General features: G+C 39.4%; 13 protein-coding genes. 3 read left to right on the forward strand and 10 right to left on the reverse strand.

All coding sequences use genetic code 11. The features are described 5' to 3' along the window. Positions 1 to 2: 2 nt before the first annotated feature. Together CKW03_RS03120 and CKW03_RS03125 are read right to left on the reverse strand one after the other, a co-directional pair. Entirely contained in the window at positions 3 to 836 is an 834-nt protein-coding gene (locus CKW03_RS03120) for a CheR family methyltransferase (RefSeq protein ID WP_093100819.1), read from the reverse strand. Beyond that, the gene (locus CKW03_RS03125) at positions 824 to 4246 is read right to left on the reverse strand and encodes a hybrid sensor histidine kinase/response regulator (RefSeq protein ID WP_095067841.1); all 3423 of its coding nucleotides are present in this window, start codon (positions 4244 to 4246) and stop codon (positions 824 to 826) included. Before CKW03_RS03125 ends, CKW03_RS03120 begins: the two co-directional genes overlap by 13 nt. A gap of 533 nt (positions 4247 to 4779) precedes the next feature. Here CKW03_RS03125 and floA point away from each other — a divergent pair. From floA to CKW03_RS03140, 3 genes are all read left to right on the forward strand, one after another. Then, a complete protein-coding gene (gene floA / locus CKW03_RS03130) occupies positions 4780 to 5757 on the forward strand; it encodes a flotillin-like protein FloA (RefSeq protein WP_093100815.1) in 978 nt (325 codons plus the stop codon). 382 nt (positions 5758 to 6139) lie between these two features. Then, a complete protein-coding gene (locus CKW03_RS03135; protein ID WP_093100813.1) occupies positions 6140 to 6658 on the forward strand; it encodes a KdsC family phosphatase in 519 nt (172 codons plus the stop codon). Continuing rightward, the gene (locus tag CKW03_RS03140; protein WP_093100812.1) at positions 6658 to 7254 is read left to right on the forward strand and encodes a Maf family nucleotide pyrophosphatase; all 597 of its coding nucleotides are present in this window, start codon (positions 6658 to 6660) and stop codon (positions 7252 to 7254) included. Before CKW03_RS03135 ends, CKW03_RS03140 begins: the two co-directional genes overlap by 1 nt. A gap of 69 nt (positions 7255 to 7323) precedes the next feature. Here the strand turns inward: CKW03_RS03140 and CKW03_RS03145 are convergent, their stop codons facing one another. The 8 genes from CKW03_RS03145 to CKW03_RS03180 form a co-directional block, all read right to left on the reverse strand. Next, complete coding sequence (locus CKW03_RS03145) at positions 7324 to 9981, reverse strand: TonB-dependent receptor domain-containing protein (protein ID WP_093100810.1); 2658 nt, start codon at positions 9979 to 9981, stop codon at positions 7324 to 7326. 60 nt (positions 9982 to 10041) lie between these two features. Continuing rightward, positions 10042 to 10494, reverse strand: a complete 453-nt coding sequence (locus CKW03_RS03150) for an HYC_CC_PP family protein (protein WP_139185524.1) — start codon at positions 10492 to 10494, stop codon at positions 10042 to 10044. Positions 10495 to 10766: 272 nt separating this feature from the next. Next, positions 10767 to 11525 carry a tryptophan synthase subunit alpha gene (gene trpA / locus CKW03_RS03155; RefSeq protein ID WP_093100807.1) on the reverse strand — a complete coding sequence of 253 codons (759 nt, stop codon included), beginning with the start codon at positions 11523 to 11525 and terminating at the stop codon, positions 10767 to 10769. Position 11526: 1 nt separating this feature from the next. Next, entirely contained in the window at positions 11527 to 12711 is a 1185-nt protein-coding gene (gene trpB / locus CKW03_RS03160) for a tryptophan synthase subunit beta (protein WP_093100806.1), read from the reverse strand. Next, entirely contained in the window at positions 12689 to 13330 is a 642-nt protein-coding gene (locus tag CKW03_RS03165; RefSeq protein ID WP_093100804.1) for a phosphoribosylanthranilate isomerase, read from the reverse strand. Before CKW03_RS03165 ends, trpB begins: the two co-directional genes overlap by 23 nt. Continuing rightward, positions 13323 to 14312 (reverse strand): anthranilate phosphoribosyltransferase, encoded by a 990-nt coding sequence (gene trpD / locus CKW03_RS03170; protein ID WP_093100802.1) that lies wholly within the window; start codon positions 14310 to 14312, stop codon positions 13323 to 13325. The genes CKW03_RS03165 and trpD overlap by 8 nt, the downstream gene beginning before the upstream one ends. A 204-nt stretch (positions 14313 to 14516) precedes the next feature. Further along, entirely contained in the window at positions 14517 to 14987 is a 471-nt protein-coding gene (locus CKW03_RS03175) for a hypothetical protein (RefSeq protein ID WP_093100801.1), read from the reverse strand. A 141-nt stretch (positions 14988 to 15128) separates the two neighbouring features. Continuing rightward, the gene (locus tag CKW03_RS03180) at positions 15129 to 15350 is read right to left on the reverse strand and encodes a DUF2795 domain-containing protein (RefSeq protein ID WP_002996718.1); all 222 of its coding nucleotides are present in this window, start codon (positions 15348 to 15350) and stop codon (positions 15129 to 15131) included. Positions 15351 to 15365: the final 15 nt, after the last annotated feature.

Below are 15365 nucleotides of genomic sequence, written 5' to 3' on the forward strand. Positions count from 1 at the left end.
TTCTATTTTATTTTTTGATAGATATTGTACTCCTTGTCGATTACTTTAAAATTATCCATGATCTCATGTCTCATCAAGGTTTCTTTCGTTCCAAGGCATAAAAAGCCAAAGAGCGCCAAAGATTGGTAAAACAAGTTGATGACATGTTCCTGTAGCTTCAGGTCAAAGTAGATCAGTACATTTCTGCAGGTGATCAAATGGAATTCATTGAACACTTGATCTGTTGCCAGGTTATGGGTAGAGAACAGGATATTTTGCCTCAGATCATGGTTGATGATAGCAGCATCATACCTTGCGGTATAATAATTAGAAAGACTTTCAGTAGAATTGTATGCATTGAAATTGTCGGAATATTCCTTGAATTTCTTGATGGGGTAGATTCCCTTTTTAGCTACTTCAAGAACTTTGCTGTTGATGTCGGTCCCGTAAATAAAGGCACGGTCGCTTAAATTGTTTTCCTTTAATAAGATGGCAAGGGAATAAACCTCCTCACCGGTAGAACAACCTGCGCTCCAGATCTTAATCCTTGGGAAAGTCTGTAAATTGGGGATTATATCCTTGTTGAGTTTGTTGAAGAATCCAGGGTCCCGGAACATTTCGGTCACATTTACCGTAACTTCCTGGATAAAATATTGTTGGAAACCTTCTACGTTGATCAGAGCATTCTTTAAGTCCACCATGTCCATGTCCTCAAGGTTCATGATACGTTGGATCCTGCGTTTCAATGAAGAACGTGTATATCCAGACAGATCAAAATCTGACACATTCTTCAATAGAAAGACAATCTCCTCTACTTCTTGAAAACTTAATTCATTGGAACCTTTTAACTCAGCCATACTTGCATTAATGATACTAATTTATCCAGATCGATTGGCTTACTAACATAATCGTTCGCCCCCAATTCAATGGATTTTTCCCTATCGCCCTTCATCGCCTTTGCTGTTACAGCAATGATTGGTAATTCTTTAAACTTCTTGTTCTTCCTGATTTCTTGGATCGCCTCATAGCCATCCATCTCAGGCATCATAATATCCATTAGCACAATATCGACGTCCTTGCTCTCATCATTGATGATATTAAGAGCTTCTAAACCGTTATTGGCAATTTCAATCTGCATATTATATTGCTGCAGCGAGGATGTCAATGCAAATACATTTCGCATATCGTCATCCGCTATCAAGACTGTTTTATGATCTAGGGTACTTGTTCCATAATTTTCTTTAGGACCAATTTTCTCAGGATGCTTGATCGGGTTATATGCCGGAGCAGAAAGCTTGTTCAAGAAAAGATTTACCTCGTCGATCAATCTATTGTTGGATTTGCTTGATTTCAAAACCATAGATTGTGTGTGACGCATGATTCTTTCCGTCTGCTCGGTGCTCAAATCATATGCCGTATTGATGATAACCGGAAGTTTCTCGAATTTTGGATTCGATTTGATGACATCTAGCATTTCAAGACCACTACCATCAGGCAATTTTACATCCAATATTATACAGTCCAGGTTCTTCTCTTGTTCCAATTTTTTCAATCCGGATTCTACAGTGAAAGCTTGGATAACATTGATGTTCTGTTCTGCAAATGCTTTTTTGATCAGGTCACTTTGGAATTCCTGGTCTTCGATCAATAGGATCTTTTTCAGGTCCTTATTGATATTGAGTTTAATGTTTTCAAAGGCAATCCCAATGCTCTCTTCAGTAACAGGTTTTGCCATAAAGCCAATCGCGCCACTTTCCAAAAAGTCTTTTTTGTTGAAGTTGGCTGCGGACATCATGTGGATTGGGATATGCTTAGTGGTATCATCTGCCTTTAAGGTTTTCAATACTTCCCAACCATCGGCCAATGGCAGCATCACGTCCAGGATAATGGCATCTGGGATGTTTTCCTTCGCCAATTGTATACCGGCAACTCCATCATAGGCATTTAATACATTGAAGCCAAATTCTTGCGCAAATTCTTTGAGGATATCTGCAAAATTCACATCGTCTTCAATTACTAGGATCGATTTCTTATCTCTTACGACTTCAGTGGCAGGTGCGGATTCGACCGCAGGAACTGGTGCTGGAGCAGCGGTTTCCTTAATGACTGGAGGGGTTAATTTTACAGCTGTCTCGTTGGCAGCAGGCTCTTTATATTCAGTGTATGGAATAATCAAGGTAAACTTACTTCCTTTACCAGATTCACTTTCCAAGGTGATCCTTCCACCCAATAAGGAAGAGATTTCCTTAGAGATGGATAGTCCCAAGCCTGTTCCTCCGTATTTGCGACTGGTTGAGCCGTCTTCCTGACGGAAAGCTTCAAAAATCAAAGCTTGCTTGTCTTCCGATATTCCTTTTCCAGTATCTGAGACTGCAAAATGCAAGTTTCCAGATTGTTTGATGATCTGAAGGTTGATCTCGCCATTTTGATCGGTGAACTTGAAAGCATTGGATAGGAAGTTTTTCAATACCTGCTCCAAACGGTATTCATCTGAAATAAATTGTTCTGGAGCTTTTTTGATATCGATATTGAATCGGATAGATTTTTCTTTTGCTACCTCCTTGAATAGGGATTCCAGATTAGCCGCAAAATATTTGCTATTGATATTGTCCTTATGGATTTCCACCTTGCCAGATTCAATCTTAGCCAGGTCTAACAATTCATTGATCAATTGCAACAGATCTGAACCCGCATTGTGGATTACAGAGGCATACTTGACCTGTTCTTCACTTAAGTTGCTATGTTTGTTGTCCTGCAAAAGTTTGGCAAGGATCAAGATACTGTTTAGCGGGGTCCTCAGTTCATGGCTCATATTGGCCATAAACTCTGATTTATATTTACTTGCCTGTTCTACTTCCGTAATCTTTTGTTCAACGATCGTATGGGCATGGTTTAGATCATTATTACGTTTCTCAAGTTCTGCTGCTTTTTCATTCAATTCCTTGTTTGCTTGAGAAAGTTCTTCTTGTTGTACCCGGAGCTCTTCTTCAGACGCTTCCAAGAGATTGGTCTTGTAAACCAATTCCTCATTGGTAATTCTCAACTCTTCCTGTTGTGCTTCTAATTCTTCGGTTTGTCTTTGGGTTTCCTCTAGCAGGCCTTCTACCAAAGCATGGCTCTGACGACTATGGAGTGCTGATCCTATGGAACGGCTAGTCCTCGTCAGATAACTTAGAATGTTTTCTTTTTTATTATCATGGAAGGATCCAATGATTTCAATCAAGGCAATACAATAATCCTCATAAACCACTGGAAATAGAATCACATCGGCTTCGATAGATTTTATCATGCCAGTTTTGATCTTGCTATTGCTGACATCAACAGAGGAGAGTACCTGCGGTTTTTTAGATTCCACAACCGAACCTAAGATGCCTTCACCGTGACGGAACATTTCAATTTTATCCTTTGGGTCGAGACCTTTGCAGTTTTGCATCCTGAATTCGTAAGAATCGATCTTCCGTACGTAAAATGCTCCAGCGTATGAATGGGTCACCTCTGAAATGACATTCAAGGAAGTGCTCGCAATTTCAGATTCTGTAGATACACCAGAGATGGTGTTATGGAGTTTGGAGGAGTTGGTAAGAACCCAGTTGACACTTTCCAGTTCTTCGGAAGTCAGGGTTAAATTGTGGTTGAGTTCCTTTTCTTTTTTGGTATTTCTGCGCAGGTATTCGAGAATCCTTAGGGTTTGAATGAATGCAAAGAAAATCCCCAATAAAGATAGGATTCCGAAAACGGCAGTGTAAACCCTAGTGCTGTTCAGTTCTTTGGATTTTTTATCTGTCAGTTGTTTTCTGGCATCAATAATATCATTGGTAAACGTATTCCTAGCCTCGTTGATGATGGTTTGTTCATCTGCGAGCGACTTAAAGATTTGATCGGTTGTTTCCGTGTTGAAATCGTGCTCGTTTGCACTGATGGTCGCTGTTAAAGTTTTGATGTGTTCTACAGACTTAGGAGGCGTTTGGTACAATTCATTTGGGCGCTCCATCTGTAAGATCAGGCTTTGGATCTTATCTTCGAGTTGTTCCTCAACCAATGGGTCTACGCTTTTTTCCAGGTTCTTGTACTTGGAAAGTTTCTGGATATCAAGTTCCCATTCTTGAATGTTGTAGAACTGTTTTTGGGCTAATTCTATATATCGGTTGATGGTTTCTGAATATTCACGTTGTTTGTTCAGGAAATACCAATAGGAGAATATAATGATTAGGTTAGCGACAATAATGCTGACTATAAATTGCCACTTTAATTGACTAAACTTATTCATGTTTGAATAGTATATTAACTTTAAATTTCATAAGTATAAATTCCATTATCCAGCTTAGAGAAGTAAATAATGTTTTTCTAATTAAATCTTGAAACCCCCAATTGCGCCATGTGATTAAATCGATTCAGGATTTAGAAAATTTAGACAAAGGTAATGAACTAAATAAGAATCATTAGCACTATATATTCCATTTATACTTAGTATCAATTGTTTTTCCATAATTTACTCGGTCCAATTTTAAAAATTGTCGAAATACTAAAATCTAAATTTATGATTTAAATTTTAAATTTATCGGTATAAAAAATTAATAATTAGCGTTTTAAGAATGAATTTTACATTAAAAAATGTTGATAACATTCCTTTTCTCCAACGTTGCTTGGTGTAACATATAAATTTAAAAATAGTTTTTTATTGTTTATTAATTTTTTAAAACGTTTTTTGACTAAAAATTTATCGAAATAAGGGTAAGGATAGCATGTTCGGATTATTTTTTTATCTTTAAGAAGTCAGAAACAATATTAATCTACATATTAATGGATTCACCGATTCAATTAGTGCTAATTATTACTGGTTCAGTAATCGCTATTTTTTTCCTCCTGTATTTGTTGCCCGTAAATCTTTGGTTTACCGCGCAATTGTCGAATGTAAAGATCAGCCTGTTAAATTTAGTGCTGATGAGGTTGCGTAAGGTACCACCATCTTTGGTGACCAATGCCATGATTACTTCGACCAAGGCAGGTTTAAAGATTACTTCCAATGAGATAGAAACCCACTATCTAGCGGGGGGTAATGTCAATAAAGTTATTAAGGCTTTGATTTCTGCGGATAAAGCGAATATTCCCTTGGATTTTAAGTTGGCTACTGCTATTGACCTTGCTGGACGTGATGTCTTTGATGCGGTTCAGCTTTCGGTAAACCCGCAGGTTATCAATACGCCACCCGTTGCAGCTGTCGCAAAGGATGGTATTCAGTTGATAGCAAAGGCAAGGGTAACCGTTCGTGCAAACATCAATCAATTGGTCGGTGGTGCTGGTGAAGAAACCATTCTTGCACGTGTAGGTGAAGGTATTGTAACAACTATTGGTTCTTCTGCCAACCATAAGGAAGTATTGGAAAACCCAGATCGTATTTCAAAAACTGTTCTTTCTAAAGGATTGGATTCAGGAACGGCCTTTGAGATCCTATCGATTGATATTGCAGACATTGATATTGGTGAAAACGTTGGAGCGAAACTTCAGACGGATCAAGCAGAGGCTGACCTAAAAGTAGCGAACGCTAGAGCAGAGGAACGTAGAGCCATGGCGGTTGCGACCGAACAGGAAATGCGTGCTAAGGCACAGGAAGCTAAAGCTAAGGTAATCGAAGCGGAATCTCAAGTTCCTATGGCTATGGCCGAAGCTTTCAGAAACGGTAACCTCGGTATAATGGACTATTATAAGATGCAAAATATTCAAGCGGATACAGATATGAGAACTTCCATATCTAAGCCGCAGGGACCAGATAAAAAATAATTTATCTAATTCAACAAGAAAAGCCATGATAGAGAAAGTTTAGCAGCTTCTTGATTCATGGCTTTTTTATGTGCAATTATTTAGGATTATATACGAAAAAACCCTGACGATGGGCGCCAGGGTTTGATACTAACCAATTATAAACCTAAATTATGAAAAGACAATTTTAATATTAATTCTACTTATCCTTCGAATTATGAAACAAAGGTACGGTGAGAATTAACATTTACAAAGAAATGTCGATAAAAAGTTTCCCTTGCAACCATTTTCTGACAATTCAATGATTTATCTGTTGCAACAAATAAAACTTTGGCGTAAATGGATTAACAATTAAAGATTTTGGTCTATAAAAAATATTTACTTTTGAAGATATCTATTCATTATGGTGTTAAAGAAATTTGCTGCGATCAAAGCAGTCGTATTGGATGTTGATGGGGTCCTGACGGATGGCCGCCTTTTGGTGACAGAGGCAGGTGAGCAGTTGCGTTCATTTTTTGTGAAAGATGGATATGCCATGCAATTGGCAGTAAAAATGGGTTTGGATATTTGGGTGATTTCAGGAGGTAATTCCAATGGAGTCCGCTTGAGATTGGAGGGCTTGGGTATCAAGGAAATTCATTTAGGGGTGAAGAACAAAATGGAGGTGATGAACCAATTGATGGAGAAACATCAATTGCGTTTGGAGGATTTGATGTATGTTGGTGATGATATGCCTGATTATGATGTGATGCAAGTGGTTGGTTTAGCGGTGTGTCCTAGCGATGCTGTGGATGATATCAAGACTATCTCGCATTATATGTCGCCAAAGAGAGGTGGAGAAGGTGTGGTTCGTGACGTATTGGAAAAAATATTGAAGCTCCAAGGTCGTTGGGGCGTTCAGACAGAAATAAAGAGTGTTTAATGATAGTCCAACAAAAATTAAAATCAATCACCATCATATTGGGATCCAAATCGCCGCGAAGAAAAGAACTCCTGAAATCTATGGATTTAGATTTTACGGTTGAAGTCCGAGAAACAGATGAGTCCTTTGATAAAAACTTAAGCGCTATTGAAGTTGTAAGGCATATTGCTGAAGCAAAATTGGCTGCTTTTAATGAAGCTGGCTACCAAGATAAATTAATTATTTGTGCAGATACCATCGTAGTGGACCATTTGGCTGAGGTAATCGGTAAGCCGAAAGATTCCAAGGAGGCTGAACTGGTGATAGCAGGTTTAAGTGGAAAGGAGCATCAGGTTTTTACAGCGGTTGCAATATCCTATCAAGGTCAAAAAAGATCTTTCGTTGAGGAAACCAAGGTTTGGTTCAATGACTTGGATACAGATGAAATCAATTACTATGTTGAACAATATCAGCCCATGGACAAGGCCGGATCTTATGGTATCCAAGAATGGATAGGTAGGATAGGAATCGAGAGAATCGAAGGTTCTTATGAAAATGTGATTGGCTTGCCTACTGCGAGATTGCAAAAAGAACTTAAAGAAATGTTTGCTGTTTAAAGGTATCCTAGCAAATAAAAATAAAGGGCGGAAAACAATGTTTCCCGCCCTTATTTTTTACATTTTACTTTACTTAATATGGTATCTGATTCCAGTGTAGAACATTCTACCTGTCATCGGTCCCCAAAGCATATTGGTATCGAAATGTTGTCCAAAAGGTTGGTCAAATGCCAGAATTGGATCTTTTTGATAGAAATTGCTTAGGTTTTCTCCTCCGATATAAATATCAAAGTTTTTGTTCTTGCCCAATGTTTTGCTAACCTGCGCATTCATCGTTACATAGGCATCCGAATGACTTGCCAACTGGTATTCTACTGGATTACTGCTTGTATTTGGTAGCCTTTTCTTGCCCACTACATTCAGTGTGTAGTCAAAATGCCAACCTGAATGGGTATTGTATGCCAAGTTCATAAAACCACGGTGTTTAGCTGTCAGTGGTTTTTGTAGCTTTCCTGATTTAAATTCTGTTTCTACATCCAGCATACGGTATGCCATTCTAGCCTCAAAGTGAGGGGCAGGCATAAACCTGAATTCAGCCTGTAAACTGTTGGAGTATGATTTTCCATCCAGGTTATAGAACGATACTTCACGAGGGTTCTCAAAATCCACTACCACTTGGTTTTGGAAGTTGTTGTGGAATAGCTCAACCGATAAGCCTGATTCTCTTCCGAACAGTTGGAAACTTTGGTCGATGGTAAATCCGGTATTCCATGATACTTCGGGTTTTAGACCATAAGCGTTTTCACCATTTGCTAAGTTTGCTAGGCCGTTGATAGCCCTGCTAGAGGCAAAGATGCCCAGATTTTCAGCAAAGATATTCGCCGTACGTTGTCCACGACCTGAGCTTAAACGCAAGGTGGTACCCAAGATCGGCTCATAACGTAAAACTGCACGTGGGGTAGTGAACCAACCGTATAGATTGTTGTAATCCTGACGGATCCCCAAAACCGCATCAAACTTTTCGCTAGGACTGTAAGTGTATTCTGCAAAAGCACCTGCCACTGCTTCCTTACGGCCAAAGTTGTATGCGTAATCGTTATTGGAATTCACTCGTTTTAGATCTTCATCATACTCGTCATATTGCACAGAAGCTCCCACTTTATATTTGTGGGATACATCGCCGATGATATCCTGGAACAAAAGGTTCGCATAATAGAAGTTTTGTTCATTGTCATAAGTATTCAAACCAAAGAAACTTTCTTGTTTATATTGGCTTGCAGATAATTGAAGCCCGATACTACGGTGCTTGTTGGTTGGGAATACATAACCCAACTTACCAAAACCTTCAATTCTTTGGTTTTTAAAACCTAGACCATATTTGTTGGTCGTCAATTTATCAGTGTTCTCATTGAATTCAATTTGACCACCGATCCTATCGTCATGTAGGAATTTTACCCCGAACTGAGCGATGATTCCCTTTCCATTTTCGAAGTGCCAACGGTTGACTCCGGAAAACAGGTTTCCTACTGGAATATCGCGGAAGCCATTGTCACTGAAGTTCATTTTCTTATTGTACATGAAGTTGTCATGCAGCAATAGTCCAACTGACCATTTTTCATTGATATGCTGGGAAAGGTTTAAATTGATATCCGTACGTCCCATATTATTGGCGTAAGCATTGAAAAATAGCTTCTCGCTATTATGTGGCTTCTTCAGTTCAACGTTGATTTGACCGGCCATGTTTTCAAAGCCATTGGCTACAGAACCGATCCCTTTACTGATATTGATGGCTTCGATCCAAGTTCCGGCAATACTATTCAGCCCTAATGGTGAGGCAAAGCCCCTAGGTCCTGGTAATCCTTCTACGGTAAGTTGGGTGTAGATACCTGCAAGACCAAGCATCTGAATTTGCTTACTTCCGGTTACTGCATCACTGCTCACTACATCTACGGATGCATTGGTCTCAAAGCTCTCACTTAAATCACAACATGCAGCCTTGAATAGCTCTTTTGCAGTAATGGTCTCTACACGGTTTGGGGTCAATTTAGAAATGTAATTCGATTTCTGTCTTCTCGTTACGACAATCTCCTGTAAGGTGTTGTTCTTGGCTTGAACAACAAGGACCTCATGCAGGTTCTTTACTTCGATGGTATCACCCTGCATACTGGCATGGGAGATAACCAACTTCCTGTAAGGTTTTTGGTGCATGATTTTGAAAACTCCATTTTCATTGGTCTTTACCTTTTTGCTTGGGTTATCCAACCAGAAAATGGTAACCTCCGTAATTGGGGTCAAATCCCCCTTTTCACTTTCGTTCACTACGACTCCGGTTACTTCATGGTCATGATCATGGTTGTGACCACCATCATCATCATGGTCATGTTCTTGGCCTTCTTCATGTTGATGGCCTTCTTCTGCATGTTCATGGTCATGATCGTGCTCATCTTCTGCATCCATTCTTGGATACAGACAGCATTCGTGTAATTCTTCATATACTGCATCAGGTGCACGGAACTCTTTAGTATCATGGCCTGCAGCTGCTATTCCTTGTTTGATTTTTTCCAAGGAGTTTTTGCTGGAATCAAAGGTTACCGTGGCCATACCTGTACTGCTATCCCATTCGATGGAGGTAGCACCAGCATCTTTTCCAGCGGTTTCAATGCGTTTCTTACACATAGCACAGTTGCCAGAAACTTCAAATTTTTCAGTGTTAATATTATTTTGGGCAAACAGACTTGTGCCCACAGCGATAAAAATAAATACGATTAAATATCTAAATAAGTGCATAGTTCATTGTGATTAAAAAAAAACTCAAAAAGTCTAGATTGATTTTGAAGTTTTATTTAATCAAATGATGAATGTGCAATTGAGAAGGTATACAGAATGAGATTCCGCAAATAAAGCGGGTTTGAAAGGAGTGGGTACCTCAGGTTTTTCCTCGATGATTTGTACCCAATTATTGATGATCCAAGGGATCAATACGATTGCCGGAGAAAAGTCGAATGCAGTGCCAAAAAGCATTTTTGAGCGCAATTGGTCACTTTCTGTGGTCAATTCCAGGTTTACTTTTGAGTCTTGGCAAGTGTGGTCGTCTTCACATTGACTGTTGGATTCTAAATCATCAGGGTGCTCATGATCCTTGTGCAGATCAGTGCACATCGGGCAACTGTCATGTGATACTTTTGCTTCTTCAAGAACGGAAAACATGGTACTTTTTCCACAATGGTGCATATGGATGGTAGCCCCTGTACTACATACAGAATAAATCAATAGTAAGCATATGGCTACAATTTTTCTCATGTCGGTTTCAAATATAGGAAACTAACACTGAATATGTGGATAATTAATTGTAATTTTTTCTTGTCAAAAGAATTCACACTAATTATATTCGAATTGACTTAGTACTTTATAAACCTTTGCTTATGGAAACTTTAGCTGCACATCCAAATCTGTTGTATTTGGGCTTGGTAAGCCTAGTATCAGCAGGAATCTTGGTAATTTTCCTATTCAACAAAATTCTGAGAAGAGTTAATTAAATAAAAAACCCTGACTCATTTGAATCAGGGTTTTTTCTATCCTTTGATGGAGGCAATAAATTCCGGTATTTTCTCCAAATAGTTTTCTTCTGCTAATAATTTCACAAAAGCAGTTCCTACAATGGCCCCATTAGCATATTTTGTGGCCTTTTGGAAGGTGTCTTTATTATGGATACCAAAGCCTATCACTACTGGGTTCTTGAGATCCATATCCTTGATCCGTTGAAAATAGCTTTCTGATTGCTCCTGAACATTCAATTTTGTTCCTGTTGTCGCATTTGAGGAAAGGAGGTAGATAAAACTGGTCGATAGGGAATCAATTTTTCTAATCCTGTCTTCAGAGGTTTGAGGAGTTACCAAAAAGACATTGCTCACTTGGTTCTCTTCAAATACTCCTTGGTATAATTCTTCATATTCGTACATCGGCAAGTCTGGGATGATCGTACCATTAACTCCGACCTCCTTGCAAGCCTTGCAGAAGTTTTCTACGCCATATTGAAGGACTGGATTCACATAACCCATGAGAAAAACTGGGATATTCACTCTTTTGCGTAAATCTTTCAATTGTTCGAATAGCACCTTTAGGGTCATGCCATTCTTCAATGCTACCTCTGAACTATGTTGGATGGTAGGACCATCAGCAACAGGATCAGAGTAGGGGAAGCCAATTTCTAGAAAGTCAGCGCCTGCTTTTTCCAGTGCTTCTGCGATATCAAGGGTGCTGTCTATCGATGGGTAGCCAGCGGTAAAATATATAGATAGCAATCCGTTTGCCTGTTTATTAATCTGTATCATGTTAAAAACCGAAATATTTCATGTAATTGTCCAAATCCTTGTCGCCTCGTCCAGAAAGACAGATGACAACTGTTTCATCTCCTTTGAAGTTCATTTTTTCTAGATGTGCTAAGGCATGCGAACTTTCAATTGCCGGAATTATCCCCTCTAGTTTTGTTAATAGGAGCCCTGCCTGCATGGCTTCGTCATCTGTCGCACTCACATAGGAACCACGACCCGATTTGAACAGCCAAGCATGCTGCGGTCCAATGCCTGGATAATCCAAGCCCGCTGAGATGGAGTATGGTTCGATGACCTGACCATCTTCGGTTTGCATCAGGATGGATCGGCTACCATGTAATACACCCTCATTTCCTAATACTGTAGTCGCAGCAGATTCTCCACTGTCCACACCATGGCCAGCGGCTTCAACGGCGATCAATTGTACATCTTCATCGTCCAAGAAATGATAAAACATACCTGCTGCATTGGATCCACCCCCTACACAAGCCATGACGATATCGGCTGTTTCCTTACCTGTTTTTTCCAACAATTGTTTTTTGGTTTCCTCAGAGATGATGGATTGGAATCTAGCTACCATATCCGGATATGGATGTGGACCGACAACGGAGCCGATGATATAATGTGTATCCACAGGATTGTTTATCCAATCTCTTAACGCTTCATTGGTTGCATCTTTCAAGGTTTTGCTCCCCGAAGTCGCAGCTACCACCTTGGCGCCCATCATTTTCATACGGGCAACATTTGGTGCTTGCCTTTGGATATCGATCTCACCCATATAAACCACACATTCTAATCCCTTTAATGCACAGACCGTAGCAGTAGCCACACCATGCTGCCCAGCGCCTGTTTCTGCAATGATGCGTTTCTTGCCTAGTCTTTCTGCTAGTAAGATCTGTCCGATGGTATTGTTGATCTTGTGCGCTCCGGTATGGTTGAGGTCTTCGCGTTTTAAGAATATCTTGGCATTGTATTTTTCCGAAAGACGCTGAGCATGATATAGGGGAGAAGGTCTGCCCACGTAATCACGTAATAAGTATTCAAATTCCTCCTTGAACGAAGGGTCTTCCATGATTTGCAAGTACTGATTTTGCAATTCTTCAACATTTGGATAAAGCATTTCAGGAATATATGCCCCTCCAAACGGTCCATAGTATCCTTTATTATTTACTTGATATTTGCTCATTTCTAATGGTTTTCAATGCTAATTTTAATTTTTCTATGTCTTTCAGTCCAGGTTCGATTTCAAATTTAGAATTTAGATCCAGACCGATCAATTTGTTGTCTTCAAAGTTGACAGCTTCTTTTAGATTTTCCAATGAAAGTCCACCGCTTAAGAAATAGGGTGTTTCAAAGGGATATTCTTTTAGTTTTTGCCAATTGAAGGTGACACCAGTGCCTCCATATGCGGGGCTCTTGCTGTCAAACAGGAAGTAATCCACATGCCCAATATAGGGTTCCAATTGCTTCCAATCAAAATCTTCGTCAATTCCGAAAGCTTTGATAACTTCGAAATCTTTGGCCTTTAATGCTGTGGCAAGTTCAAGGGGTTCATGGCCATGTAATTGTATGCTGTTCAGGTTGAACCTTTCAGCGGCCTTGATGATCTCGTCAAAATCCGAATTTACAAATACACCTGCTTTTTTGATGCCATTTGCTATAGTAATATTCACTAGGTCGCCAACGTACCTTGCAGATTTCCGATAGAAAATATGACCGATATATTGGATAGGGAGCTCCAAGATCTGCAAGATATTTTGCTCTTCCTTCATCCCGCAGACCTTTACTAATAATTCCTTAGCCATTTATCAATGTTTTAAAGCTCCTCAAAGCTTTATGTCCTAAAAGTGATTCTTCGGCCTCATAATAACAATCAGCAAAGCTTTTCTCTGGGTGGAAAGTCTTTATTCCAAAAGCAGCATTGGTCAATACTACATTGTTTTGGATATCTGTGCCTTCTCCTTCGATGATCTGCCTGAAGATCTTGGCAGCCTCTTCGATGGATTCACCACCCGCAAGGTCTTCTGGAGCAATCGCCGTAAAACCAAGTTCATCAACGGTATAATAGTTCTCGCCTTGATTATTGATGACCTTAAAATCGCCCGTTAAAGATATTTCATCATAGCCATCCATAGCGTGCATAATACTGTATTGTTTGTCGGTATTCTGGTAGAGATAAGCATAAAGCCTAGCCAATTCAAGACTAAATACTCCAACCGATTGGAACTTCGGATTTGCAGGGTTGGTCAATGGTCCCAACATATTGAAAAAGGTCTTCACCGCTAGAGCTTTGCGGATTGGCGCTACTGTCTTCATGGCTGGATGAAACAGAGGCGCATGCAGGAAGCAGATGTTCGCTGTTTCTAATTGTTTCTTTAGAACATCTTTATCAGCGGTGAAAGTATAGCCCAAGTATTCCATTACATTGGAAGAACCACAGCTTGAAGAGACTCCGACATTGCCATGTTTTGCCACATGGTAACCTGCTCCAGCTACCACGAAAGAAGCGAGAGTAGAAATGTTGAAGGTGTTTTTCCCATCGCCACCAGTTCCGCACATGTCGATTAAATCGAAACCATCGAAGTCTACCTTATTGCAAAGGTCGTACATCGCATCACGGAAACCGCCCAGCTCCTCCACGCGGATGCTGCGCATTCCATAGATGGTCATAAAGGCTGCAATTTGGTGGGTGTCGTATTTTCCTGTTGCAATGTTTGTCAGGATATCATAAGCCTCTTTTCTGCTGAAGGACTTGTATTCAAATAGATGCGCTAAAATTTCTTTCATATTTTTTCAATAAAAAAGGGCTTGCCGAAAAGGCAAGCCCACTATTATTTAGTTCTTTAATTCAACCAATAGGTGTCTGCCACAACATTATTTGTTGTGCCACCACCAAGCTGTATTGAATTGTATTGTTATCATCGTTAGTTCAACAAATATCCAAGATGTTTTTGAGAATTGCAAGAAATCCTTTTAAAAAATGATTTTTTGTTAATATGTAACAAAATGTGCCATTTCGTTTCCTTTAGAAACCAAAGTGAAAGACCCGATTTTATCACCTTCAACATAAATGCTTGTCACCAGTCTATTCTTATAATAAACGAAGTACATATTGTCTACATCTAGATCTTCAGGGTCGATATCACGAACTTCTTTGCGTGGTAGCTCTGAATAATTCCTGATTTCGATCTGATCGATGTTCTTGCTGTTTAAGTTTAGTCTGATTTCCTCCAGGCTTACCTCTAAATAATCGTAAAGTTCATCAGAAGGCTCATTCACAATGACCCATTTGCTCAGGATTACATCCAGTGCAATTTCATTGTCATTCAGGTCATAGATAAAATCTGTAGCTATATCCCTGCTATTGAAAGTATATTCTTCCGTTTGATCATCATGCTCAATTTGGGCAGAAGTGAACAAAGGACTTAGCAAAAGCAAGAAATAAAGTAAGTAATGTTTCATTCAGTAGTTTTTATTGTCGTTCTATTGACATAAAAAATGCAGAAAGGATTAATTTGTTTAGAATTTCACGAATGTTCCGCGACACATTAACCCCATGATATTAAAAAAGCGCCTTTCTTCAAGGCGCTTTCTATACCGATTTTAATATTCGTCTTCGTTGAAAAAGAAATCATCTTTTGTTGGATAATCTGGCCAGATTTCCTCAATGTTTTCATAAGGTTCACCATCATCTTCCAACGCCTGAAGATTCTCAATTACTTCAACTGGTGCTCCAGAGCGAATCGCATAATCAATTAATTCGTCTTTTGTCGCTGGCCATGGAGCGTCTTCTAAATGAGAAGCTAATTCAAGTGTCCAATACATATCTCTTTAATTAAG

The organism is Sphingobacterium mizutaii (assembly GCF_900187125.1).
Classification (GTDB): Bacteria; Bacteroidota; Bacteroidia; order Sphingobacteriales; family Sphingobacteriaceae; genus Sphingobacterium; species Sphingobacterium mizutaii.

Excerpts from the sequence above, each read along its gene's own strand:
- CKW03_RS03180 (WP_002996718.1), bottom strand. The coding sequence starts at position 15,350 with ATGTATTGGACACTTGAATTAGCTTCTCATTTAGAAGACGCTCCATGG.
- CKW03_RS03125 (WP_095067841.1), bottom strand. The coding sequence starts at position 4,246 with ATGAATAAGTTTAGTCAATTAAAGTGGCAATTTATAGTCAGCATTATT.
- CKW03_RS03175 (WP_093100801.1), bottom strand. The coding sequence starts at position 14,987 with ATGAAACATTACTTACTTTATTTCTTGCTTTTGCTAAGTCCTTTGTTC.
- trpD (WP_093100802.1), bottom strand. The coding sequence starts at position 14,312 with ATGAAAGAAATTTTAGCGCATCTATTTGAATACAAGTCCTTCAGCAGA.
- CKW03_RS03165 (WP_093100804.1), bottom strand. The coding sequence starts at position 13,330 with ATGGCTAAGGAATTATTAGTAAAGGTCTGCGGGATGAAGGAAGAGCAA.
- trpB (WP_093100806.1), bottom strand. The coding sequence starts at position 12,711 with ATGAGCAAATATCAAGTAAATAATAAAGGATACTATGGACCGTTTGGA.
- floA (WP_093100815.1), top strand. The coding sequence starts at position 4,780 with ATGGATTCACCGATTCAATTAGTGCTAATTATTACTGGTTCAGTAATC.
- trpA (WP_093100807.1), bottom strand. The coding sequence starts at position 11,525 with ATGATACAGATTAATAAACAGGCAAACGGATTGCTATCTATATATTTT.
- CKW03_RS03140 (WP_093100812.1), top strand. The coding sequence starts at position 6,658 with ATGATAGTCCAACAAAAATTAAAATCAATCACCATCATATTGGGATCC.
- CKW03_RS03135 (WP_093100813.1), top strand. The coding sequence starts at position 6,140 with ATGGTGTTAAAGAAATTTGCTGCGATCAAAGCAGTCGTATTGGATGTT.
- CKW03_RS03145 (WP_093100810.1), bottom strand. The coding sequence starts at position 9,981 with ATGCACTTATTTAGATATTTAATCGTATTTATTTTTATCGCTGTGGGC.
- CKW03_RS03120 (WP_093100819.1), bottom strand. The coding sequence starts at position 836 with ATGGCTGAGTTAAAAGGTTCCAATGAATTAAGTTTTCAAGAAGTAGAG.
- CKW03_RS03150 (WP_139185524.1), bottom strand. The coding sequence starts at position 10,494 with ATGAGAAAAATTGTAGCCATATGCTTACTATTGATTTATTCTGTATGT.